General features: G+C 56.1%; 19 protein-coding genes, 2 tRNA genes and 3 rRNA genes. 14 read left to right on the forward strand and 10 right to left on the reverse strand.

Going from position 1 to position 24,083, the window contains the following annotated elements; all coding sequences use genetic code 11:
• Positions 1–103: 103 nt before the first annotated feature.
• A complete protein-coding gene (estP, locus tag BLL42_RS16870) occupies positions 104–2,014 on the reverse strand; it encodes an esterase EstP (protein ID WP_071553126.1) in 1,911 nt (636 codons plus the stop codon).
• Between the two features lie 400 nt (positions 2,015–2,414).
• Between estP and BLL42_RS16875 the strand changes: the two genes are divergently transcribed.
• The 4 genes from BLL42_RS16875 to BLL42_RS16890 all read left to right on the forward strand — a co-directional run bounded on the left by BLL42_RS16875 (position 2,415) and on the right by BLL42_RS16890 (position 5,669).
• On the forward strand, positions 2,415–3,008 hold the full coding sequence (locus BLL42_RS16875) for an aminodeoxychorismate/anthranilate synthase component II (protein WP_019693903.1): 594 nt from the start codon (positions 2,415–2,417) through the stop codon (positions 3,006–3,008).
• Positions 3,009–3,017: 9 nt separating this feature from the next.
• A complete protein-coding gene (gene trpD, locus BLL42_RS16880; protein ID WP_071553127.1) occupies positions 3,018–4,067 on the forward strand; it encodes an anthranilate phosphoribosyltransferase in 1,050 nt (349 codons plus the stop codon).
• On the forward strand, positions 4,064–4,900 hold the full coding sequence (gene trpC, locus BLL42_RS16885) for an indole-3-glycerol phosphate synthase TrpC (RefSeq protein WP_071553128.1): 837 nt from the start codon (positions 4,064–4,066) through the stop codon (positions 4,898–4,900). Before trpD ends, trpC begins: the two co-directional genes overlap by 4 nt.
• 67 nt (positions 4,901–4,967) lie before the next feature.
• Positions 4,968–5,669, forward strand: coding sequence for a lipoate--protein ligase family protein (locus BLL42_RS16890; protein ID WP_071555780.1), 702 nt, complete (start codon positions 4,968–4,970; stop codon positions 5,667–5,669).
• Here the strand turns inward: BLL42_RS16890 and crp are convergent.
• The gene (crp, locus tag BLL42_RS16895; protein WP_071553129.1) at positions 5,666–6,310 is read right to left on the reverse strand and encodes a cAMP-activated global transcriptional regulator CRP; all 645 of its coding nucleotides are present in this window, start codon (positions 6,308–6,310) and stop codon (positions 5,666–5,668) included. The genes BLL42_RS16890 and crp overlap by 4 nt on opposite strands.
• A 236-nt stretch (positions 6,311–6,546) precedes the next feature.
• Here crp and BLL42_RS16900 point away from each other — a divergent pair, with 236 nt between their 5' ends.
• Together BLL42_RS16900 and speD are read left to right on the forward strand one after the other, a co-directional pair.
• Positions 6,547–6,969 carry an OsmC family protein gene (locus tag BLL42_RS16900; RefSeq protein WP_017138086.1) on the forward strand — a complete coding sequence of 141 codons (423 nt, stop codon included), beginning with the start codon at positions 6,547–6,549 and terminating at the stop codon, positions 6,967–6,969.
• A 238-nt stretch (positions 6,970–7,207) separates the two neighbouring features.
• The gene (gene speD / locus BLL42_RS16905) at positions 7,208–8,002 is read left to right on the forward strand and encodes an adenosylmethionine decarboxylase (RefSeq protein WP_071553130.1); all 795 of its coding nucleotides are present in this window, start codon (positions 7,208–7,210) and stop codon (positions 8,000–8,002) included.
• 75 nt (positions 8,003–8,077) lie between these two features.
• Here the strand turns inward: speD and coq7 are convergent, their stop codons facing one another.
• The 6 genes from coq7 to hemJ form a co-directional block, all read right to left on the reverse strand.
• The gene (gene coq7, locus BLL42_RS16910; protein WP_071553131.1) at positions 8,078–8,725 is read right to left on the reverse strand and encodes a 2-polyprenyl-3-methyl-6-methoxy-1,4-benzoquinone monooxygenase; all 648 of its coding nucleotides are present in this window, start codon (positions 8,723–8,725) and stop codon (positions 8,078–8,080) included.
• Positions 8,726–8,913: 188 nt separating this feature from the next.
• Positions 8,914–9,252: a histidine triad nucleotide-binding protein gene (locus BLL42_RS16915; protein WP_071553132.1), complete on the reverse strand. Its 339-nt coding sequence runs from the start codon at positions 9,250–9,252 to the stop codon at positions 8,914–8,916.
• 87 nt (positions 9,253–9,339) lie between these two features.
• Complete coding sequence (locus BLL42_RS16920) at positions 9,340–10,128, reverse strand: SDR family NAD(P)-dependent oxidoreductase (protein ID WP_071553133.1); 789 nt, start codon at positions 10,126–10,128, stop codon at positions 9,340–9,342.
• A gap of 62 nt (positions 10,129–10,190) precedes the next feature.
• Positions 10,191–11,111, reverse strand: coding sequence for a DUF805 domain-containing protein (locus BLL42_RS16925; RefSeq protein WP_071553134.1), 921 nt, complete (start codon positions 11,109–11,111; stop codon positions 10,191–10,193).
• 81 nt (positions 11,112–11,192) lie between these two features.
• Entirely contained in the window at positions 11,193–12,161 is a 969-nt protein-coding gene (locus tag BLL42_RS16930) for an NAD(P)H-dependent flavin oxidoreductase (RefSeq protein ID WP_071553135.1), read from the reverse strand.
• A 35-nt stretch (positions 12,162–12,196) separates the two neighbouring features.
• Positions 12,197–12,628: a protoporphyrinogen oxidase HemJ gene (gene hemJ, locus BLL42_RS16935; RefSeq protein WP_071553136.1), complete on the reverse strand. Its 432-nt coding sequence runs from the start codon at positions 12,626–12,628 to the stop codon at positions 12,197–12,199.
• Between the two features lie 135 nt (positions 12,629–12,763).
• Here hemJ and argC point away from each other — a divergent pair, with 135 nt between their 5' ends.
• Together argC and erpA are read left to right on the forward strand one after the other, a co-directional pair.
• Positions 12,764–13,798: an N-acetyl-gamma-glutamyl-phosphate reductase gene (argC, locus tag BLL42_RS16940; protein ID WP_071553137.1), complete on the forward strand. Its 1,035-nt coding sequence runs from the start codon at positions 12,764–12,766 to the stop codon at positions 13,796–13,798.
• A gap of 168 nt (positions 13,799–13,966) precedes the next feature.
• A complete protein-coding gene (gene erpA / locus BLL42_RS16945) occupies positions 13,967–14,317 on the forward strand; it encodes an iron-sulfur cluster insertion protein ErpA (RefSeq protein WP_007906865.1) in 351 nt (116 codons plus the stop codon).
• A 67-nt stretch (positions 14,318–14,384) separates the two neighbouring features.
• Here erpA and BLL42_RS16950 read toward each other — a convergent pair whose 3' ends face one another.
• Entirely contained in the window at positions 14,385–15,476 is a 1,092-nt protein-coding gene (locus BLL42_RS16950; RefSeq protein WP_071553138.1) for an anhydro-N-acetylmuramic acid kinase, read from the reverse strand.
• A gap of 3 nt (positions 15,477–15,479) precedes the next feature.
• A complete protein-coding gene (locus tag BLL42_RS16955; protein ID WP_071553139.1) occupies positions 15,480–16,898 on the reverse strand; it encodes a peptidoglycan DD-metalloendopeptidase family protein in 1,419 nt (472 codons plus the stop codon).
• Positions 16,899–17,107: 209 nt separating this feature from the next.
• Here BLL42_RS16955 and tyrS point away from each other — a divergent pair, with 209 nt between their 5' ends.
• The 6 genes from tyrS to rrf all read left to right on the forward strand — a co-directional run bounded on the left by tyrS (position 17,108) and on the right by rrf (position 24,030).
• Positions 17,108–18,307 (forward strand): tyrosine--tRNA ligase, encoded by a 1,200-nt coding sequence (tyrS, locus tag BLL42_RS16960; protein WP_071553140.1) that lies wholly within the window; start codon positions 17,108–17,110, stop codon positions 18,305–18,307.
• 552 nt (positions 18,308–18,859) lie between these two features.
• A 16S ribosomal RNA gene (locus BLL42_RS16970) occupies positions 18,860–20,398 on the forward strand.
• An 84-nt stretch (positions 20,399–20,482) separates the two neighbouring features.
• Positions 20,483–20,559, forward strand: a tRNA-Ile gene (locus tag BLL42_RS16975).
• A gap of 5 nt (positions 20,560–20,564) precedes the next feature.
• Positions 20,565–20,640 (forward strand) — tRNA-Ala (locus BLL42_RS16980).
• 230 nt (positions 20,641–20,870) lie between these two features.
• A 23S ribosomal RNA gene (locus BLL42_RS16985) occupies positions 20,871–23,762 on the forward strand.
• 152 nt (positions 23,763–23,914) lie between these two features.
• Positions 23,915–24,030 (forward strand): 5S ribosomal RNA (gene rrf / locus BLL42_RS16990).
• Together the 16S, 23S and 5S rRNA genes with 2 tRNA genes alongside form the textbook arrangement of a ribosomal RNA operon.
• The last annotated feature ends 53 nt before the right edge of the window (positions 24,031–24,083 follow it).

A 24,083-nucleotide genomic window follows, 5' to 3' on the forward strand; every position in this document is an offset into this window, starting at 1 on the left:
CACCCTCCGTAGGAGCTGCCGAAGGCTGCGATCTTTTGATTTTGCTTTTAAAAGATCGCAGGCTGCGCCAGCTCCTACGTTGAGCGGTCTCCCTATCGAAGGCTTAGAAGTTCAGGCTGACACCTAAGTTGATGCCTTGTTGGGTGAAGTCGTCATCCTTGCGAATGTTGTAGCTGGCCCGTAGCGCCAAGTCGGCGGTCAACTTCTGGCTGACGCCCAGGTTCAGGCGGTTCAGGTTGGTTTGCGGGGTGTAGCCTTGCAGGGTGAAGCTGTTGTTGGGCAGGCTGTTGAGGTTCATGGTCAGGTCCTGCGTGTCGTTTTCATACTCGCGTTCGTGGGCGTATTCGGCGAACACCTGAGTTTGTGGGGTGATCTGGTACTTGCCCTGCAAACCGACACCGAGGCGTTTCGACGTGCGCTTCTGGTCATCGAAGGTCAATGCCGTGGCGTCGTTGCCGTTCTCCGAGTAACCATCGACTTGCACCTTGGCGTAGTCGGCGCTGATGAATGGCGACAAGTGCCAAGGGCTGCTTGCCTGTTGCGCGATGTCGTAACCCAGGCGGCCGGTGATGGCTAACACCGTACCGCTGGTATCACCTTTCTCACTGCGCTCGTTCACGCCCAGGTCGAATTTACGTTTGAGATTGTCGTAGTCCAGATGCCCGGCAGTCATTGCCGCGTCAGCCCACCAGCGATTTTGCTGATATTGGGCGAAGGCTGTACCCATGTACGTGCTGAGTTTGTACTCCGAGTCGTCGTTGCCCGCTTCCAGTTTCTGACGATAAAAACCGGCGGCAACGCCAACACGCCAGGCCTCGTTGAGACGGTAGCTGCCACCGATGTTCAGGTTGTAACCATTGCCGTCAGCACTGGCTGCACTTCGCTGATCGTCGAAATCCAGGTGTTGACCGCCCCCGGCGACAATCGCGCGCCACTGACCGACGTTTTGCCAGTTTTCCCAATCGGATTGCCATTGATTACGCAGTTCATCCTGGTGCGCGCGCAGGGTGGCGTGGGCCATTTCTGGCAACAGCGTCAGCTCCCAAGGGGCTGCCAGTATGGAAAACGCGTAATCGGCGATCAGGCGTTGCCCGGTTTCGGTCGGGTGTACCGAGTCGTTGTAGATCAGCTTGGTCGGGTCTGGCGTAGCGCTGTTGATCCCGTACTTGGCGTTTTCGGTACAGCTGTCACCGCTGAAGCAGGTCGCGGTGAGGTTCTGGTCGGCGGCCAGACCAAATTGCGCCGGATTGGCGAAGGTCTCTTTGAGCAGCACCGGAATATTGAGCGGGATGACTTCGGCGTCGACATGCTGCAACTGGCTGACCAGTTCGGTGTTGAACTGGGCGCTGAGTTGGGAGGTAAAGGCCTGGAATGGGCTGCCATTGATCGCCGGTGTCAGACCGATGTCAGGTAATAGCCAGACCATGATGTACTTGGCGCCGGCCTGTTGCAGCGTTTGCACACTGCCGACCAGGCGATCGGCTGCGGCGCTGGCCTGATCGAGGCTCGTTACCCGGCCCTGGAGGAAGTCGTTGCCGCCACCGGAAAGGTAGTAGAGCGCGTTCGGGTCGGCGCGGAAATTGTTGCTCGGCAGATAGCCGGGTCGACTGCGCTCACCGGTGTCCGAGGTGGTGGTGATCGAGTCGAGGATCTGATCGGTACGGTAGCCCCCCGTGGCCCAGTTGTTACCATCTGGCAGGCCTTGGCTGGCTCGGGTTGCCGAGGTCGATGCGGCTGTTTGATCAGGCGAAAACCCCAGTTTCCCTCCCAGCAATTGTGTCGAGTTGGCGGCTTTTACTTCGCCGCTGCCATCCATGTAAGTCGGGCCGACACGATTGGTGAAGCGCAACGTTGAGCCGGGGGGGCCGCCCGGATCGGAAAACTGCCCGGCGTCGTTCAGGCTGTCGCCAAAGACAATGAATTTCGAATAGGGGGCGGGTGCCGCGATGGCCTGGGCGCAGGCGATTGCAAGAAGACAACCGGCGAGCGGTACAAACATCGTCTGTTTGATCATGAGCAAGTCCATTTATTTTATTGTTGTAGTGAACGAAACGACAGTACCAAAAACTTTTGCGCTTTAGCTATGGCTAAAGGCCGCATCGATTGCTTGCGCTGCACCATATTGCACCCTCTGCTCAGCTAAGTTACTGTGCGGGAACGTATGAATGAGACCTGCCCCGTGTTGATCGTCAGCAAACTCTTGGATCAAGTCGTCAAGGCCCACGCCCGTTGGCGTTGGCGCGCCTGAACTTTCTCTGCCGGCCCGGCCGGACCTGTACCTGTTTGCCTTCTTTACCCGTCTGAAATGCCGCTTTTGCCGGTTCGATTCCAGCAACTGACCGAGCGCTGCAAGACTGCGGGTAAATCATTCGAAGGCCGTCTCAAAAGTCAGTGAATTCAAGAGGTTTCAAACCATGTTGCTGATGATCGATAACTACGACTCTTTTACCTACAACGTTGTGCAGTACCTTGGTGAGCTAGGCTCCGAGGTCAAGGTTGTGCGCAACGATGAGTTGACCATCGCCGAAATCGAAGCGCTCAAACCCGAGCGTATCGTCGTATCCCCGGGCCCATGCACCCCGACCGAAGCTGGCGTGTCCATCGAAGCCATCAAGTATTTCGCCGGCAAACTGCCGATTCTCGGCGTCTGCCTGGGTCATCAATCTATCGGCCAGGCGTTCGGTGGTGATGTAGTGCGAGCCCGCCAGGTTATGCATGGTAAGACTAGCCCGGTATTCCACGAGGACAAGGGCGTGTTCGAAGGTCTCAATCGTCCACTGACAGTCACTCGCTATCACTCGCTGATTGTGAAGCGCGAAACCTTGCCCGATTGCCTGGAGCTGACCGCCTGGACCCAGTTGGAAGACGGCTCGGTCGATGAAATCATGGGCCTGCGCCACAAGACACTGAACATCGAAGGGGTGCAATTTCACCCCGAGTCGATCCTGACCGAGCAGGGCCACGAGCTGTTCGCCAACTTCCTCAAACAAACCGGCGGCACGCGCTAAGGACTTTCCATGGATATCAAGACTGCCCTGAGCCGTATCGTCGGCCACCTGGACCTGAGCACTGATGAAATGCGCGATGTGATGCGCGAAATCATGACCGGGCAATGTACTGACGCGCAGATCGGCGCGTTCATGATGGCCATGCGCATGAAAAGCGAGAGCATCGACGAGATCGTCGGCGCCGTCTCGGTCATGCGAGAACTGGCGGATAAGGTCGAGTTGAAAACCCTCGATGGCGTCGTCGATGTGGTCGGCACCGGCGGTGATGGTGCAAACATCTTCAACGTCTCGACGGCTGCTTCGTTTGTGGTGGCTGCGGCGGGTTGCACCGTGGCCAAGCACGGTAACCGTGCGGTATCGGGCAAAAGCGGCAGCGCCGACTTGCTGGAAGCGGCCGGGATCTACCTGAACCTGACGCCGGTTCAAGTGGCGCGTTGTATCGACAACGTCGGCATCGGCTTCATGTTCGCCCAGTCCCATCATGGTGCGATGAAATACGCCGCCGGTCCGCGTCGTGATCTCGGCTTGCGCACGCTGTTCAACATGCTCGGCCCGCTTACGAATCCGGCCGGCGTGAAGCATCAGGTTGTTGGCGTGTTCACCCAGGCACTCTGCCGCCCATTGGCTGAAGTCTTGCAGCGTATGGGCAGCAAGCACGTGCTGGTGGTGCACTCCCAGGATGGTCTGGATGAGTTCAGTCTTGCGGCACCGACATTTGTGGCCGAGCTGAAGGACGATCAGATCACCGAGTATTGGGTTCAGCCTGAAGACCTCGGGATTAAAAGCCAGAGCCTGTTTGGCCTGGTGGTTGAGAGCCCGGATCAATCTCTTGAGCTGATTCGTGATGCCTTGGGGCGCCGCAAAACCGAGAACGGTCAGAAAGCCGCAGAAATGATTGTGCTCAATGCCGGTGCTGCGTTGTACGCCGCTGATCATGCGATCAGCCTGAAAGAGGGCGTTGCCTTGGCCCATGATGCGTTGCACACCGGCCTTGCGCGGGAGAAGCTTGAAGAATTGGGTGCGTTTACCGCGGTATTCAGAGTGGAGAATGAGGCATGAGTGTACCGACGGTGCTGGAAAAGATTCTCGCCCGCAAAGTCGAGGAAGTGGCCGAGCGCAGCGCGCGCGTGACGCTTGCCGAGCTGGAAGCACTGGCCAAGGTGGCCGACGCCCCGCGTGGTTTTGCCAAGGCGCTGATCGCCCAGGCCAAGCTCAAGCATCCGGCGGTGATTGCTGAAATCAAGAAGGCTTCGCCGAGCAAAGGCGTGATTCGCGAGAACTTCGTGCCGGCCGAAATCGCCAAAAGCTACGAGAAGGGTGGGGCGACGTGCCTCTCGGTGCTGACCGATATCGATTACTTCCAGGGCGCCGACATCTATCTGCAGCAAGCGCGTGCCGCCTGCAAGTTGCCGGTGATCCGCAAGGACTTCATGATTGATCCTTATCAGATCGTCGAAGCCCGTGCGTTGGGTGCCGATTGCGTGTTGTTGATCGTGTCCGCGCTGGATGATGTGAAAATGGCTGAGCTGGCCGCCGTCGCCAAAGGTGTTGGCCTCGACGTGCTGGTCGAAGTCCACGACGGTGATGAGCTGGAGCGGGCCTTGAAAGTTCTCGATACTCCGCTGGTCGGCGTGAATAATCGCAATCTGCACACCTTCGACGTCAGTCTGGAAACCACTCTCGATCTGCTGCCGCGCATCCCCCGCGATCGCTTGGTCATTACTGAAAGTGGCATCCTTAATCGCGCCGACGTCGAGCTGATGGAAATCAGCGAGGTGTATTCGTTCCTGGTCGGCGAAGCGTTCATGCGCGCCGAGAGTCCGGGTGCTGAACTGCAACGCTTGTTCTTTCCGGAGCGTGGCGTAGTGGTCAGCGGTTCTACACTCGACTGAACCTGATTCAATGAAGAAGCCGGCGTTGCCGGCTTTTTTGTATCCACCGCAAAGGATTCGCACTGCCATGACTCACCCCATTGCCTTGACCGTCGAAGCCGGTCTGCGTGTCGAACAGGATTTGTTGGCGACGGTGTGTGCCGGCGACCAGGAGTTTGGCCTGTTGTTCTGGCAGCCGAGCGATCGCGCGCTGGTCATGCCCCGGCGGTTGAGCCGTTTGCCGGGGTTCGAGGCCGCTTGCCAGGCGTCGGCGGCGAATGGTTGGCCGGTGTTGTTGCGTGAAACCGGCGGTGAGCCGGTGCCGCAGTCAGCAGCGACGATCAATATCGCGTTGGTATATGCACCACCGCGTAGTGAAGGTGATCACGGTCGGATCGAAACCGCTTATCGGCGTCTGTGCGATCCGATTTGCGCGCTGCTGACGGAGCTCGGCGGCAAGCCTTCATTGGGTGAAGTCGATGGCGCGTTCTGTGACGGGCGTTTCAACGTCAATCTCGACGGCCGCAAAATGGTCGGCACCGCTCAGCGCTGGCGCCAGAGCAAGGGTGGTCAGCGCCCGGTAGGGCTGGTGCACGGTGCGCTGTTGCTGGACGACGAGCGGGAGTCGATGGTTGAGGCGGTAAATCGATTTAACGAGGCTTGCAGCCTGGAGCAGCGGGTTCGCGCGCAAAGCCATATCGCACTGCATGAACAATTCGCCGCCCCGGATGTCATTGCGCGGCTGGACACCTTGTATCGGCAAATGCTCGCCGAGGTGATGTCGGCTTAGCGGGTGCCGAATACCACCATGGTCTTGCCTTTGACGTTGACCAGGTTGCGTTCCTCCAGGTCCTTGAGCACGCGCCCGACCATTTCCCGCGAGCAACCGACGATCCGGCCGATTTCCTGGCGGGTAACTTTGATCTGCATGCCGTCCGGGTGCGTCATGGCGTCGGGCTGTTTGCACAGCTCCAGTAAGCAGCGTGCAACCCGGCCAGTGACGTCGAAGAACGCCAGATCGCCGACCTTGCGCGTGGTATTGCGTAGGCGCTGGGCAATCTGGCCACTGAGCACATAGAGAATGTCCGGGTCTTGCTGGGACAGCTCGCGGAACTTGCAGTAGCTGATCTCGGCCACTTCGCATTCGACCTTGGCGCGAACCCAGGCGCTGCGCTCCTGTTCCTGCCCGGCTTGTTCGAACAGGCCGAGCTCGCCGAAGAAGTCCCCGGCGTTCAGGTAGGCGATGATCATTTCCCGGCCATCGTCGTCCTCGATGAGGATGGTGACCGAGCCCTTGATGATGAAAAACAGCGTGTCTGAACGATCGCCAGCGCAAATGATATTGCTCTTGGCCTGATAGCGACGGCGCAGGCAATGCATCAACAACTTGTCGAGGTTCTTGATTTTGGGTGTTGGGGTAATAGCAACCATGGTTGTATCCCGAAAAGACTGCACGGTGTGATGTGGTTTTTTTATGAATCGTTGATGACGGCCGAAAAACAGCTGGCTAAGCGCCATGAAATTGGCGCCAGCTTAACAGACGCATTCCGCCGTTATTCGATAATTTATCAATACTGTAAGTGTGTTGCTCGCGCTGATGCCAGTCGCTGTCAATCGAAGGCCCTGTGCTAAGCTGGCGACCCTTTTTTAACAGTGGAGTCTTGGCGATGAAGGCACGCATCCAATGGGCTGGCGAAGCCATGTTCCTCGGTGAGTCCGGCAGCGGTCACGTGGTGGTCATGGACGGTCCGCCTGATGCCGGCGGTCGGAATCTGGGTGTACGTCCGATGGAAATGCTCCTGCTCGGTGTGGGCGGTTGCAGCAATTTCGACGTGGTCAGCATCCTGAAGAAGTCCCGCCAGGCCGTGGAGAGCTGCGAAGCCTTCCTCGAAGCCGAGCGCGCGACTGAAGATCCCAAGGTTTTCACCAAGATTCACATGCACTTCGTGGTCAAGGGGCGGGCGCTGAAAGAGGCCCAGGTCAAACGTGCCATCGAGCTGTCGGCCGAGAAGTATTGCTCTGCGTCGATCATGCTCGGTGCGGCCGGTGTAGCCATCACCCACGACTACGAAATCATCGAACTCGGTTGATTCGACATTCAACTATCATAAATGCAGTGCAGACTCTGGCGATCACTGGCGCAGGTCTGCATAATGCGCCACTTTTTTCAGGGCAGTGATCGGTCAATCGACAGATCACCCACCCGAACAGACAACCAAAATCGCCATCGCGAAGAGGTGTTAACCGTCCTACGCTGGTGCGTCGTTCGCATCTGACGGGCATGCTTGATCACGCGGCCGGGCCGCATACATAGAGAGTTTTTAAACGGTGAAAAGCAAACTCAAGCTCCATGGGTTCAATAACCTTACAAAGACCTTGAGCTTCAACATCTATGACATCTGCTATGCGGAAACTCCGCAAGACCAGCAGGCTTACGTTGAGTACATCAATAAAGAGTACAACGCCAAGCGCCTGACGCAGATCCTCACAGAAGTTGTCGATATCATTGGTGCCAACATCCTGAACATCGCCAGTCAGGACTATGAACCCCAGGGCGCCAGCGTCACGATACTGATCTCTGAAGAGCCGGTGACCCCGACCGACAGTCAGATTGAAGAGTCACCGGGCCCGTTGCCCGAAATCATCCTGGCCCACCTGGACAAGAGCCACATCACGGTGCACACCTACCCGGAAATCCATCCGGTGGACGGTATTGCAACTTTCCGTGTGGATATTGATGTGTCGACCTGTGGCGTCATTTCACCGCTTAAGGCGCTCAACTTTCTGATTCATCAGTTTGATTCGGATATCGTGACCGTGGATTACCGCGTGCGCGGCTTCACCCGTGACATCGAAGGCAAGAAGCACTTCATCGATCACGAGATCAACTCGATTCAGAATTATCTCTCCGAGGACACCCGCGACGCGTACCAGATGACCGACGTGAACGTGTACCAGGAAAACCTGTTCCACACCAAAATGCTGCTGAAGGACTTCGAACTGGATAATTACCTGTTCGGCGATGCCACCAGCAACCTGTCCTCAGAGCAGCGTGCTCAGGTGACTGAACGGGTGAAACACGAAATGCTCGAGATTTTCTACGCACGCAACATGTCGAGTTGATCTTTGAAATAAAGAACGAAGCAAAAGAAAGGGCGCTGAGAAAGCGCCCTTTTTTGTGCCCGAAGATTGTGTGGATCAGATTCGGTAGGTACTTTTGGTCATGACCTTGGCCATCAGGCTCATGCCGAATTTCACCGGTGCCGGGAAGCGGAAGCCTCCAGCGTCCAGTGCGCTTTCGGCGTGCTGCTCTTCATCGATGCGCATCTGCTCAAGAATGGCCCGGGACTTCTCGTCCTCGATGGGCAGTTGCTCAAGGTGTTCGTTCAAGTGTTTGCACACCTGATCTTCAGTCGCAGCGACGAAACCCAGGCTGACTTTGTCGCTGATCAGCCCGGCGACGGCGCCGATACCGAACGACATGCCGTAGAACAACGGATTGAGGATGCTGGTGTGGCTGCCCAGTTGGCGGATGCGTTGTTCGCACCAGACCAGATGATCGATTTCTTCTTCGGCTGCGTGTTCCATTGCCTCCCGCACTTGCGGCAGCTTGGCAGTCAGGGCTTGGCCCTGGTACAGCGCCTGGGCACAGACTTCACCGGTATGGTTGATGCGCATCAGGCCGGCGACGTGCCGGGTGTCTTCGTCGCTCATTTTCGCCTCTGGCTGCACGATGGCCGGCGACGGGCGATAAGGCTGGCCACTGAAGGGCAGCAAAGTGCGCATGGCGGTGTCGGCTTGCAACAGAAGACGGTCAATCGGCGAGTAGTGACGTTGGGTAGTCATGCTGACCTCCGGGAAGAATCTCGGCGGCCAGTTTACCGCAATCGGCCGGGTAAGGTTTGTGCTGGGTCATGATGGCTGTTTGTACCTAAAGCAAAAGATCGTCCGAACGAGGCCCGAACCTGCGGCAGCTCCTACAGACTGATAGTGTAGGAGCTGCCGCAGGCTGCGATCTTTTGGCTGTTTGGCAATCAGCCCGGCGGCCAGTGCATCTGGCGCTGACCCAGCACATGCATATGAATGTGGTAGACGGTCTGCCCTCCCAATTCATTGCAGTTCATGACCACGCGAAAGCCTTCTTCACAGCCCAATTCCAGTGCCAGGCGTTGGGCGGTGAACAGAATGTGTCCGGCCAGTGCCTTGTCGTCCTCGGTGAGGTCGTTGAGGGTGCGAACCGGTTTCTTCGGGACTACCAGAAAATGCACCGGTGCCTGCGGGGAGATGTCGTGGAAGGCCACGACCTGGTCATCCTCGTAAATGATCCTGGCAGGTATTTCTCTGTTGATGATTTTGGTGAACAGAGTATCCACAGCTGTTTCTCCATTGTGTTGGTCCGGGCTGAGTGTACTCACAGGGGATGCCCGAGCCCAGCCTGATACTTTTGCTTTTAGTAACGCTCAGCGCGGGCAGTACGCCTTGTTGACCATACCGACGACGGTTCGGGTCAGCCAGCGCGAACCGAAACGTGGCAAAAGCGCGAACCAGCGATTGCGGCGTCCGGGAATGATGATCGCGCGGTTTTTCTCCAGTGCACGTACTGTGTAGAGGGCCACTTCCTCGGGGCTCATCAGCATTTTGCTGTTGGCGAGTTTGTCGGTGTCCAGTTGCGCGGTGCGGAAAAACGCCGTGCGCGTCGGGCCAGGACACAGGACCGAGACCTTGACCGCGCACTTTTTAAGTTCTACCCGCAAGCCTTCGGAAAAGTGCAGTACATACGCTTTGCTGGCGTAGTAGGTGCTCATCCATGGGCCCGGATTAAAGGCTGCCAGGGAGGCGACGTTCAAAATCTGTCCGCCGCCCTGCAAGGCCATGCTGTTGCCAATGGCGTGACACAGGCGAGTCAGGGCCAGGATGTTCACTTCGATCAAGTCTTGTTCGGTCATCCAGTCCTGAGCCAGAAAAGGGCCGCAGGTGCCGATTCCGGCGCAATTGACCAACAAGTCGATCTGTCGGTCACCCTCTTCGAGTTCCAGCAGAAAACCGGACAGGCGCAGCGGTTCACCCAGATCGCAGGCGCGGAACAGCACCTCGACGCCAAAGCGCTGGGTCAGTTCGATGGCAATACTTTCCAACTGATCACGTTGACGGGCCACCAGGATCAGGCTGCGGCCACGTCGCGCCAGCGCTTCGGCCATGGCCAGGCCGATGCCGCTGGAAGCGCCAGTGATCAGAGCGTAACGGGTCATGCAATTCTCCATCGTAACGGCTCGCGTCCTGTGGACAGAGATGTCACAGGAACCGAGCGCGTTTATTCTTTCTCATAGTCTACAGGGGGCTGAGCTGCTTTCGCCGCATCGTCTGCTTCAACCGCGTCAGCCGACTCACTGCTTTCGTAGCTGCTGGCCGAGGTGCTTTCGTATTCTTCGGTGATAGTGCTGAGGCCACCGGCAAGCGCACCGACAAAAACCACCGCAATCACCACCAGCCACAATCCACACAGGACTTTGACGGCCGTGCTGTTAGGTGGCTGCGGCGCACCATAGCGATTCGCCCCGACGTTGCCTGGCAGCACTGCGAGTGCGATCGGAAACAGGCTGCCGATAAAGGGCACCAAATTCAGAAACCACAACCAACCGGACCAGCCAAGATCGTGCAGACGTTGCACGCTGATGGTGATGTTTATGTAGAGGTAGGCCACGAACGCAACGACACAAACAATTATGCCAAGTACCATTTGATTGCCGGCCAACAGGCTGAATCCAAAAATACCGGCGATAGCACCAATGATCAGTAGCGCCGCCAATGACCATGCGAGATAGCGCAGGCGACCGATACGCCCCTGCACACCCAATACCCTGAGTTCGGAATACTCTGGCAGCGCTTCGCCAACGGGCGCGCGCGGAGGGCTGTAGGGGGATTCGTTGTCACCGAGTGCGGGGTGCGTGTAAGTGCCCGGCGATGATTCGTGAACGTCGGTGAGATTGAGTTCAATCGACGGTTCGGCTTCGATGCGTGCATCAATGCCGGTTTTCGACAGGGCATTCAGATAGGTTTGTGCGTCTGTGTGGGACAGGTCGTGCTTAAGCGCGACAGGCTTTCCGCTGAACAGGCGTTCGATGGCCGCGATGTCGCTTTTGAACAGCTGGGCGAGATTGAGTTTCGCGGTGGTGATGTCGACGCCCGGAAGCAGGGCTCCGTCGAAGACGATCTTGAAACGCTGTTCGCTCATGCCGGGGCATCCTTGTCGCGAGTCTGGGGGCTGTGCTCTGCAGTTTAAGCCAGCCAGAATCGGCTGGCCAAACCTTGTGCGTTAGCGCGGCCAGCGCTTGGGCAGTTGGGTTGCGAGCTCCTGTGCCTTGCGGTATTCGGCCTCCAGCCGTGCAACCAGTTGATCGACACTCGGTAAGTCATCGATTTCGCCCACACCCTGGCCGGCGGACCAGACGGTTTTCCAGGCTTTGGCTTCATCGCTCAAGGGTTTGAGTTTGGAGCCGAAGTCGACTTCACCCTTGCCTTGCAACGCGTCTACGTCAAAACCGGCGTTTATCAGGCTTTGGCGCATGAAGCTTGCCGGCACTCCAGACACCGCTGGCGTATGGACAATGTCGGCGGCGCTGGAAGTCAACAGCATCTCTTTATAGGCTTCAGGTGCATGGCTTTCGGTGGTGCCAATAAAGCGTGTGCCGAAATACGCCAGATCCGCACCGAGCAGTTGCGCAGCGAGAATCTCGTGGCCATGGTTCAGACAGCCGGCCAGCAGCAGTGTTTTGTCGAAAAACTGACGAATCTCGGCTATCAGCGAAAATGGACTCCAGGTCCCGGCGTGGCCACCGGCGCCTGCTGCTACAGCGATCAAGCCATCGACCCCGGCCTCTGCGGCTTTTTCCGCATGACGACGGGTCGTCACGTCGTGGAATACCAGGCCGCCATAGCTGTGCACCGCATCGACCAGCTCTTTCACCGCGCCAAGGCTGGTGATCACGATCGGTACTTTGTGCTCGATGCAGATCGCCAGATCCGCTTGCAGGCGTGGATTGCTGTTGTGAACGATCAGGTTCACTGCATACGGTGCCGGGTTTTCCAGTAGCGCCAGGCCCGCTTCGATCTCCTCCAGCCAGGCTTTGAAGCCGCTGCTTTCACGCTGGTTCAGCGCTGGAAAGCTGCCGACCACGCCATTACGGCAGCAGGCGAGCACCAACTGCGGATTGGAAATCAGGAACATCGGCGCCGCCACGACCGGCAGACGCAGACGTTGTTCGAGCAAAGCGGGCAGCGACATGGGATGTACCCCGATAAGTTGCGACTGATTAGGCGTTAAAACGGCCGTACGACGACCAAAATTACAATAGCCAGCAATATCAGAACTGGCACTTCATTGAACCAGCGATAAAAGACATGGCTGCGGGTGTTTTCGCCACGGGCAAAGCGTTTTACCTGCGCGCCGCACATGTGGTGGTAGCCGATCAGGATCACCACCAGCGTCAACTTGGCATGCATCCAGCCGCCTTGACCGAAGTAGGCGCTGGGGTTGAGGCTGATCAGCCAGATCCCGAAGGCCAGCGTGGCGATCATCGCCGGGCCCATGATCCCGCGGTACAACTTGCGCTCCATGATGCTGAAGCGTTCCTTGCTGATGCTGTCTTCACTTTGCGCGTGGTAGACGAACAGACGCGGCAGGTAAAACAGGCCGGCAAACCAGCAGACCATGCTGACGATGTGAAGCGCTTTGAGCCACAGATAAAGCATTTTTGGTTATTCCCCAATTCACGGTAGCCTGAATAGTAGAGGCTTGAGCCTCCGTACGTCACCTTGGCGGTTGTCGCAGGGCAGTGCGCGCCCTATTATCGACGGCTTTCCAGTGAGTTCGTTGAGGGCAGGTTTATGGTCAAGGTCGGTATCGTCGGCGGCACGGGTTACACCGGTGTCGAATTGCTGCGTCTGTTGGCACAGCATCCGCAAGCTGAAGTGGTAGTGATCACTTCCCGATCCGAGGCAGGCCTGGCTGTTGCCGACATGTACCCGAACCTGCGAGGCCACTACGACGGCCTGGCGTTCAGCGTTCCGGACATCAAAACCCTCGGTGCCTGCGACGTGGTGTTCTTCGCCACTCCGCACGGCGTAGCGCATGCACTGGCTGGTGAATTGCTGGCGACCGGGACCAAGGTCATCGACCTGTCGGCAGATTTCCGTCTGCAGGACGCGGACGAATGGGCCAAGTGGTACAACCAGCCGCACGGTGCTCCAGAACTGCTGAAGGAAGCGGTCTACGGCTTGCCGGAAGTCAATCGCGAGCAGATCAAGCAAGCACGTCTGATCGCGGTTCCGGGTTGCTACCCAACCGCCACGCAGCTGGGCTTCCTGCCGTTGCTTGAAGCAGGTCTTGCCGATACCTCGCGCCTGATCGCTGACTGCAAGTCGGGTGTCAGCGGTGCGGGTCGTGGTGCAAGCGTTGGTTCGCTGTATTCCGAAACCTCCGAGAGCATGAAAGCCTATGCCGTTAAAGGGCATCGTCACTTGCCTGAGATTCGCCAGGGGCTGCGTCGCGCAGCAGGCAAGGACGTCGGCCTGACTTTCGTGCCGCACCTGACGCCGATGATTCGCGGTATTCACTCCACACTCTATGCAACTGTGGTCGACCGCTCCGTGGACTTGCAGGCGCTGTTTGAAAAGCGCTACGCCAACGAACCGTTCGTCGATGTCATGCCGGCTGGCAGCCATCCGGAAACCCGTAGCGTGCGTGGCGCCAATGTTTGCCGTATCGCGGTTCATCGTCCACAGGACGGCGATCTGGTGGTGGTGTTGTCGGTAATCGACAACCTGGTCAAAGGCGCGTCGGGTCAGGCGGTGCAGAACCTGAACATCCTGTTTGGTCTGGACGAGCGACTGGGCCTGTCCCATGCGGGCATGCTGCCGTAAGGCTTGATCCCGCTCAGCAGAAAGGCCCGTTTAGCGGGCCTTTCTGTATTCCGGGCTGACAATTGTGTTGATTGATATACCGTAACAATAGTTGACCGATTTTCTGGGAGAAGCGGATAATGCGCGTCATCACGCATTATGGCGGCGTAACGCCGGGAGATAGTCAGCATGAGCGTCGAATCCTTCACCCCCACGGCTTTGCAATTCACCCACGGTGCCGCGCACAAGGTGAAGAGCCTGGTCGATGAAGAGGGTAATGATCGCTTGAAGCTGCGCGTATTCGTTACGGGCGGCGGTTGTTCAGGGTTTCAGTACGGCTTCACGTTCGATGAAGAAGTGGCCGATGACGACACCATCGTCGAGCGCGAAGGTGTGAGTCTGGTCGTCGATCCGATGAGCTTCCAGTACCTGGCAGGTGCCGAGGTGGATTATCAGGAAGGTCTGGAAGGTTCGCGTTTCGTGATCAAGAACCCGAATGCCACCACGACCTGTGGTTGCGGCTCTTCATTCTCGATCTGATCGCACCTCACTGCATCACAAAACGCCGCATGGCCTCAGGGCTTTGCGGCGTTTTGCTGTCTGGCGTTCAGGCGGGATAGACGGCGCCGAGGACACGTAATCCGCGAGCCCCGGTGACACTTGGACGATTGGCCGGGATGCTTTCGAGGCAGCAATGGGCCAGCCAGGCGAAGGCCATGGCTTCGACCCAGTCCGGGTCTATGCCGTAAGCAGCAGTGCTGCTGACCTTGGCGTCTGGCAGCAGGCTGGCGAACCGTGCCATCAACGTTGCGTTATGGGCGCCACCGCCACAGACCAGCAGCTCTTGTGTATCGGCTTGTGCGGTTTGTAGCGATTCGACGATGGTCAACGCTGTCAGCTCAAGCAACGTTGCTTGCACGTCTTGTGCGGCAAATGCGGGCAGGTGGGCCAGGTGTTGTGTCAGCCATTGCAGGTTGAACACTTCGCGGCCCGTGCTTTTGGGGCCCTTGGTCAGGAAGAATGGATCGCTGAGCAGGGCCTTTAGCAGCACGGGCTCTACGCTGCCGCTTGCAGCCCACTGGCCGTCACGGTCGAAGGTCTCACCGCGCAGCAGGTGAATCCAGGCGTCCAACAGGACATTGCCTGGACCGCAGTCAAAGCCCGAGACGGGTTTGCCAGTCTCTATCAGGCTGAGATTGCTGAAACCGCCGACATTCAAGATCGCACGGTTGCCTCTGCGCTCTTCAAACAAGGCTTCATGAAAGGCTGGAACCAGCGGCGCGCCTTGCCCGCCTGCAGCCACGTCGCGGCTACGAAAGTCACTGACGACGGTGATTCCGGTCAGTTCGGTCAGCAGGGCAGGGTTGCCGATCTGCACGGTGAAGCCGCGTGCAGGCTCATGACGAATGGTCTGGCCGTGGCTGCCAATCGCTCGGATGTCGTCAGGTTTCAGGTGTTGATCTGCAAGCAGGGTATTGATGCCCTGGGCGGCCAGTTTTACCCAGTTTTGCTGGGCAATGGCGCTGCGGGCTATCTCGTCAGGTCCGCTGGTGCACAAGCCAAGCAGCTCGGAGCGCAGGGAGTCGGGCATGGGAATGTAGTGCGTGGCGATCAGTTTGATCGCCGGTGCTTGCTCAATCAGCGCAATGTCCAGGCCATCAAGACTGGTACCGGACATCACACCTATATAGAGCGCCATGGCTTAGCGTTTGCTCGAAGCTAGCAGGGTGGCTTTCTCTTGCTCCATGCGCGCCATCAGCGGCTGGCTTTGTTGCAGGAAGCGCGCGCGCTCAGACTTGGCGATCGGATCGGCCATTGGCAGTTTCTGACCCAGCGGGTCGACGTGAACGCCGTTGACCTGGAACTCGTAGTGCAAGTGCGGACCCGTAGAGAGGCCGGTAGTGCCGATATAACCGATCACTTGGCCCTGCTTGACATTGCCGCCAGTCTTGATGCCCTTGGCGAAGCCCTGCATGTGTCCGTACAGCGTACGGTAGGTGTTGCCGTGCTGAATGATAACGGTGTTCCCGTAACCGCCGCGGCGACCGGCCAGCAGTACTTTACCGTCACCGGCAGCCTTGATCGGCGTGCCGCGAGGCGCTGCATAGTCAACGCCTTTGTGTGCGCGAATTTTGTTCAGAATAGGATGCTTGCGGCCCATGGAGAAGCGCGAGCTAATACGGGCGAAGTCCACCGGCGTACGAATGAATGCCTTGCGCATGCTGTTGCCGTCGGCAGTGTAGTAGCTGCTGTTGCCTTGCTTGTTGGTGTAACGCACGGCAGTGTACGTCTTGCCACGGTTGGTGAAGCGGGCGGAAAGGATGGGGCCATTGCCGACAGCTTTGCCGTTGACGACTTTCTGTTCGTAGATCACATCGAACTCGTCACCCTGACGAATATCCTGGGCGAAGTCGACGTCATAGCCAAACACACTGGCCATGTCCATGGTGAGACTGTGGGACAGGCCGGCACGCGCTGCGGATTGCGAGAGCGAGCTGTTGATCACGCCGTGAACATAGGCAGAGCGCACGGTTGGCTTGGTTGTAATGCGGTTGAAGGTATAGCCCTTGGCGTTTTTGCTCAGGCTGATGCTTTCAACATCGTTGATCTTGCTGTGCAGATTGGTCAACTGGCCGTCGTGGCCCAGTTCGAACTCGAGTTTCTGGCCGTGTTTAAGCTGGGTGAACTGCTTGGCTTGTTTGTCGCTGGCCAATACGTCGTGCACCGAGGCGGCCGGAAGCCCGACTTTCTCGAACAATGTGGAGAGGGTGTCGCCTTTGGCAACGATCACTTCCCGGTGGCCTGGAGCTTTCTTCTCCTCAACGACCGGTGCCGGTGCTGCTTTAGCCGTTTCCTTGGTATCGTCGGAACTGCTTTCGATCTGGGCGAATGGAGATTCGACCGGCTCGTTTGTGGCTTGAGCGGCGTCAGCAGCGTCTTGATCTTGTGTCAGTTGTTCTGCAGGGCGTTCCAGTTCAAGACTCAGGGTTGTCTTTTTGGCTTCAACGTCACTGGAAGGGAATACCAGGAGCGCCAGGCTGAGGAGGGCGGCAATGCCACTTGCCGCGAGCAGGTGGGTCTTCGGATAAAGCGGCGGCGCTTTAGACGGTTCTGTGGTCATAGGTAATTTGACTTTGGAAAAGATGAATTGGAAAAGATGAATGACATGATGAAGATGAAATAACTGTATAAAATATAACCAAATCATCTCTTAAGCAAGTCGCGAATGCTCTGTTCGCGGATTGGCGTCCGTGCGCCGGGCAAAACTTGTATTTGGTGCGCGATCTTGTATGGTTGGTTCCCTTTGAATCTGAGCCTTGCGGGTCTGTTATGAAGTCGGTTGAAGAGCAGCTAGCGCTGATCAAACGTGGTGCGGAAGAACTGTTGGTCGAGTCCGAGCTGATCGAGAAGCTCAAGCGCGGCCAGCCGCTGCGTATTAAGGCTGGCTTCGATCCGACGGCGCCGGATTTGCACCTGGGTCACACGGTGCTTATTAATAAGCTGCGCCAGTTCCAGGATCTGGGTCACCAGGTGATCTTCCTTATAGGTGACTTCACCGGGATTATCGGTGATCCGAGCGGCAAGAGTGCTACCCGTCCGCCGTTGACGCGTGAGCAGGTTCTGGAGAATGCCGAGACCTATAAGACTCAGGTGTTCAAGATTCTTGATCCGGCGAAAACCGAGGTGGCTTTCAACTCCACCTGGATGGATCAGATGGGGCCTGCGGACTTTATTCGTCTGACCTCGCAATACACCGTGGCGCGGATGCTTGAGCGCGACGACTTCGACAAGCGCTATTCGACCAATCAGCCAATCGCTATCCATGAGTTCCTGTATCCGCTGGTTCAGGGGTATGACTCGGTTGCATTGCGCGCGGATATCGAGCTGGGTGGTACCGATCAGAAGTTCAATCTGCTGATGGGGCGTGAGCTGCAGCGCAGTTATGGTCAGGAGGCTCAGTGCATTCTGACTATGCCGTTGCTCGAAGGGCTGGATGGCGTGAAGAAGATGTCCAAATCGCTGGGCAACTACGTCGGTATCCAGGAAGCGCCGGGCGTTATGTATGGCAAGCTGGTTTCGATTCCGGATGTGCTGATGTGGCGTTACTTCGAGCTGCTCAGCTTCCGCTCCATGGATGAGATCAATGCATTGCGTGCAGATGTCGAGGCCGGCGCTAATCCGCGGGATATCAAGATCAAGCTGGCTGAAGAGATTGTTGCGCGCTTCCATGGTGAAGAGGCTGCGGCGAGCGCTCACCGTGCAGCGGGTAACCGTATGAAGGAAGGCGAGCTGCCGGACGATCTGCCAGAGATCGAGCTGACGGCAGCAGAGGATATGCCAATTGCAGCTGTGCTTAATAAAGCAGGGTTAGTGAAGAACTCGGCGGTCGCGCGTGATCTGCTCGGTTCGGGTGGTGTGCGTATAGATGGTGAAGTGGTTGATCGCACCTTTATATACGCGCTGGGCGCGAGCCATGTTTGCCAGGCCGGAAAGAAGGCATTTGCGCGTATTACGCTTAAGTCCGAGTAAAGCTGGAATTAGGGGTTGACGGCGAATTATATCTGTCTATAATTCGCCCCACTTCCGGCGCAGTCGAAACGTAAAACTTCTTGGTAAACAAAGAGTTACGCAGTTTTCGACAGCGGTTACGCTTCAGTTCATCGAAGCCTGAAGGAGTTGAAAGAGTAGTGTTGTTTAGCTCTTTTGGCGGTTCGATCTTCTCGGTCGAAAGCGGAGAAAAAGAGGTGTTGACAGCAGCGAGTAATGCTGTAGAATTCGCCTCCCGCTAACGAGAGATCGGAAGCGCAAGTGGTTGAAGTTGCAAGGGAAACCTGGAAAGCTTCTGAAAATAACCGCTTGACAGCAACAGAGGCTGCTGTAGAATGCGCGCCTCGGTTGAGACGAAAGATCTTAACCAACCGCTCTTTAACAACTGAATCAAGCAATTCGTGTGGGTGCTTGTGCAGTCAGACTGATAGTCAACAAGATTATCAGCATCACAAGTTACTCCGCGAGAAATCAAAGATGTAACCAACGATTGCTGAGCCAAGTTTAGGGTTTTCTCAAAACCCAAAGATGTTTGAACTGAAGAGTTTGATCATGGCTCAGATTGAACGCTGGCGGCAGGCCTAACACATGCAAGTCGAGCGGCAGCACGGGTACTTGTACCTGGTGGCGAGCGGCGGACGGGTGAGTAATGCCTAGGAATCTGCCTGGTAGTGGGGGATAACGCTCGGAAACGGACGCTAATACCGCATACGTCCTACGGGAGAAAGCAGGGGACCTTCGGGCCTTGCGCTATCAGATGAGCCTAGGTCGGATTAGCTAGTTGGTGAGGTAATGGCTCACCAAGGCGACGATCCGTAACTGGTCTGAGAGGATGATCAGTCACACTGGAACTGAGACACGGTCCAGACTCCTACGGGAGGCAGCAGTGGGGAATATTGGACAATGGGCGAAAGCCTGATCCAGCCATGCCGCGTGTGTGAAGAAGGTCTTCGGATTGTAAAGCACTTTAAGTTGGGAGGAAGGGCAGTTACCTAATACGTGATTGTTTTGACGTTACCGACAGAATAAGCACCGGCTAACTCTGTGCCAGCAGCCGCGGTAATACAGAGGGTGCAAGCGTTAATCGGAATTACTGGGCGTAAAGCGCGCGTAGGTGGTTCGTTAAGTTGGATGTGAAATCCCCGGGCTCAACCTGGGAACTGCATTCAAAACTGTCGAGCTAGAGTATGGTAGAGGGTGGTGGAATTTCCTGTGTAGCGGTGAAATGCGTAGATATAGGAAGGAACACCAGTGGCGAAGGCGACCACCTGGACTGATACTGACACTGAGGTGCGAAAGCGTGGGGAGCAAACAGGATTAGATACCCTGGTAGTCCACGCCGTAAACGATGTCAACTAGCCGTTGGGAGCCTTGAGCTCTTAGTGGCGCAGCTAACGCATTAAGTTGACCGCCTGGGGAGTACGGCCGCAAGGTTAAAACTCAAATGAATTGACGGGGGCCCGCACAAGCGGTGGAGCATGTGGTTTAATTCGAAGCAACGCGAAGAACCTTACCAGGCCTTGACATCCAATGAACTTTCCAGAGATGGATTGGTGCCTTCGGGAACATTGAGACAGGTGCTGCATGGCTGTCGTCAGCTCGTGTCGTGAGATGTTGGGTTAAGTCCCGTAACGAGCGCAACCCTTGTCCTTAGTTACCAGCACGTAATGGTGGGCACTCTAAGGAGACTGCCGGTGACAAACCGGAGGAAGGTGGGGATGACGTCAAGTCATCATGGCCCTTACGGCCTGGGCTACACACGTGCTACAATGGTCGGTACAGAGGGTTGCCAAGCCGCGAGGTGGAGCTAATCCCACAAAACCGATCGTAGTCCGGATCGCAGTCTGCAACTCGACTGCGTGAAGTCGGAATCGCTAGTAATCGCGAATCAGAATGTCGCGGTGAATACGTTCCCGGGCCTTGTACACACCGCCCGTCACACCATGGGAGTGGGTTGCACCAGAAGTAGCTAGTCTAACCTTCGGGAGGACGGTTACCACGGTGTGATTCATGACTGGGGTGAAGTCGTAACAAGGTAGCCGTAGGGGAACCTGCGGCTGGATCACCTCCTTAATCGACGACATCAGCTGCTGCATAAGCTCCCACACGAATTGCTTGATTCATTGAAGAAGACGATAAGGTCAGCATCCCTTGATTGGGTCTGTAGCTCAGTTGGTTAGAGCGCACCCCTGATAAGGGTGAGGTCGGCAGTTCGAATCTGCCCAGACCCACCAATTACGGGGCCATAGCTCAGCTGGGAGAGCGCCTGCCTTGCACGCAGGAGGTCAACGGTTCGATCCCGTTTGGCTCCACCATTTACTGTTTGTAGCTGGCTTATTGTAGAGTACAGAAATGAATATTCGAATGAATATTGATTTCTGATCTTTATCAGAATCGTTCTTTAAAAATTTGGGTATGTGATAGAAAGATAGACTGAACGTTACTTTCACTGGTAACGGATCAGGCTAAGGTAAAATTTGTGAGTAATTGCGAATTTTCGGCGAATGTCGTCTTCACAGTATAACCAGATTGCTTGGGGTTATATGGTCAAGTGAAGAAGCGCATACGGTGGATGCCTTGGCAGTCAGAGGCGATGAAAGACGTGGTAGCCTGCGAAAAGCTTCGGGGAGTCGGCAAACAGACTGTGATCCGGAGATGTCTGAATGGGGGAACCCACCTAACATAAGTTAGGTATCTTAAGCTGAATACATAGGCTTAAGAAGCGAACCAGGGGAACTGAAACATCTAAGTACCCTGAGGAAAAGAAATCAACCGAGATTCCCTTAGTAGTGGCGAGCGAACGGGGACTAGCCCTTAAGTGGCTTTGAGATTAGCGGAACGCTCTGGAAAGTGCGGCCATAGTGGGTGATAGCCCTGTACGCGAAAATCTCTTGGTCATGAAATCGAGTAGGACGGAGCACGAGAAACTTTGTCTGAATATGGGGGGACCATCCTCCAAGGCTAAATACTACTGACTGACCGATAGTGAACTAGTACCGTGAGGGAAAGGCGAAAAGAACCCCGGAGAGGGGAGTGAAATAGATCCTGAAACCGTATGCGTACAAGCAGTGGGAGCCCACGTTGTTGGGTGACTGCGTACCTTTTGTATAATGGGTCAGCGACTTATTTTCAGTGGCGAGCTTAACCGAATAGGGGAGGCGTAGCGAAAGCGAGTCTTAATAGGGCGTCTAGTCGCTGGGAATAGACCCGAAACCGGGCGATCTATCCATGGGCAGGTTGAAGGTTGGGTAACACTAACTGGAGGACCGAACCGACTACCGTTGAAAAGTTAGCGGATGACCTGTGGATCGGAGTGAAAGGCTAATCAAGCTCGGAGATAGCTGGTTCTCCTCGAAAGCTATTTAGGTAGCGCCTCATGTATCACTGTAGGGGGTAGAGCACTGTTTCGGCTAGGGGGTCATCCCGACTTACCAAACCGATGCAAACTCCGAATACCTACAAGTGCCGAGCATGGGAGACACACGGCGGGTGCTAACGTCCGTCGTGAAAAGGGAAACAACCCAGACCGTCAGCTAAGGTCCCAAAGTTATGGTTAAGTGGGAAACGATGTGGGAAGGCTTAGACAGCTAGGAGGTTGGCTTAGAAGCAGCCACCCTTTAAAGAAAGCGTAATAGCTCACTAGTCGAGTCGGCCTGCGCGGAAGATGTAACGGGGCTCAAACCATACACCGAAGCTACGGGTATCACTTAGGTGATGCGGTAGAGGAGCGTTCTGTAAGCCTGTGAAGGTGAGTTGAGAAGCTTGCTGGAGGTATCAGAAGTGCGAATGCTGACATGAGTAACGACAATGGGTGTGAAAAACACCCACGCCGAAAGACCAAGGTTTCCTGCGCAACGTTAATCGACGCAGGGTTAGTCGGTCCCTAAGGCGAGGCTGAAAAGCGTAGTCGATGGAAAACAGGTTAATATTCCTGTACTTCTGGTTATTGCGATGGAGGGACGGAGAAGGCTAGGCCAGCTTGGCGTTGGTTGTCCAAGTTTAAGGTGGTAGGCTGGACTCTTAGGTAAATCCGGGGGTCTAAGGCCGAGAGCTGATGACGAGTGTTCTTTTAGAACACGAAGTGGTTGATGCCATGCTTCCAAGAAAAGCTTCTAAGCTTCAGGTAACCAGGAACCGTACCCCAAACCGACACAGGTGGTTGGGTAGAGAATACCAAGGCGCTTGAGAGAACTCGGGTGAAGGAACTAGGCAAAATGGCACCGTAACTTCGGGAGAAGGTGCGCCGGTGAGGGTGAAGGACTTGCTCCGTAAGCCCATGCCGGTCGAAGATACCAGGCCGCTGCGACTGTTTATTAAAAACACAGCACTCTGCAAACACGAAAGTGGACGTATAGGGTGTGACGCCTGCCCGGTGCCGGAAGGTTAATTGATGGGGTTAGCTAACGCGAAGCTCTTGATCGAAGCCCCGGTAAACGGCGGCCGTAACTATAACGGTCCTAAGGTAGCGAAATTCCTTGTCGGGTAAGTTCCGACCTGCACGAATGGCGTAACGATGGCGGCGCTGTCTCCACCCGAGACTCAGTGAAATTGAAATCGCTGTGAAGATGCAGTGTATCCGCGGCTAGACGGAAAGACCCCGTGAACCTTTACTATAGCTTTGCACTGGACTTTGAATTTGCTTGTGTAGGATAGGTGGGAGGCTTTGAAGCGTGGACGCCAGTTCGCGTGGAGCCAACCTTGAAATACCACCCTGGCAACTTTGAGGTTCTAACTCAGGTCCGTTATCCGGATCGAGGACAGTGTATGGTGGGTAGTTTGACTGGGGCGGTCTCCTCCTAAAGAGTAACGGAGGAGTACGAAGGTGCGCTCAGACCGGTCGGAAATCGGTCGTAGAGTATAAAGGCAAAAGCGCGCTTGACTGCGAGACAGACACGTCGAGCAGGTACGAAAGTAGGTCTTAGTGATCCGGTGGTTCTGTATGGAAGGGCCATCGCTCAACGGATAAAAGGTACTCCGGGGATAACAGGCTGATACCGCCCAAGAGTTCATATCGACGGCGGTGTTTGGCACCTCGATGTCGGCTCATCACATCCTGGGGCTGAAGCCGGTCCCAAGGGTATGGCTGTTCGCCATTTAAAGTGGTACGCGAGCTGGGTTTAGAACGTCGTGAGACAGTTCGGTCCCTATCTGCCGTGGACGTTTGAGATTTGAGAGGGGCTGCTCCTAGTACGAGAGGACCGGAGTGGACGAACCTCTGGTGTTCCGGTTGTCACGCCAGTGGCATTGCCGGGTAGCTATGTTCGGAATAGATAACCGCTGAAAGCATCTAAGCGGGAAACTAGCCTCAAGATGAGATCTCACTGGAACCTTGAGTTCCCTGAAGGGCCGTCGAAGACTACGACGTTGATAGGTTGGGTGTGTAAGCGCTGTGAGGCGTTGAGCTAACCAATACTAATTGCCCGTGAGGCTTGACCATATAACACCCAAGCAATTTAGTGACTCGAAAGGGCGCCAGATTGCGGTGTGTGAAGACGAAGTAAACCGAAAGTTTGCGATTCACAAAGCACCGAGCTATCACATACCCATTTGCTGGAGCGTTGCGCGAGTGACGACCTGGCTACCGAATTTCTTGACGACCATAGAGCATTGGAACCACCTGATCCCATCCCGAACTCAGCAGTGAAACGATGCATCGCCGATGGTAGTGTGGGGTTTCCCCATGTGAGAGTAGGTCATCGTCAAGATTAAATTCCGAAACCCCTATCTGCGTATGCAGGTAGGGGTTTTGTTTTGCCTG

It is taken from the genome of Pseudomonas frederiksbergensis (genome assembly GCF_001874645.1).
Classification (GTDB): Bacteria; Pseudomonadota; Gammaproteobacteria; order Pseudomonadales; family Pseudomonadaceae; genus Aquipseudomonas; species Aquipseudomonas frederiksbergensis_B.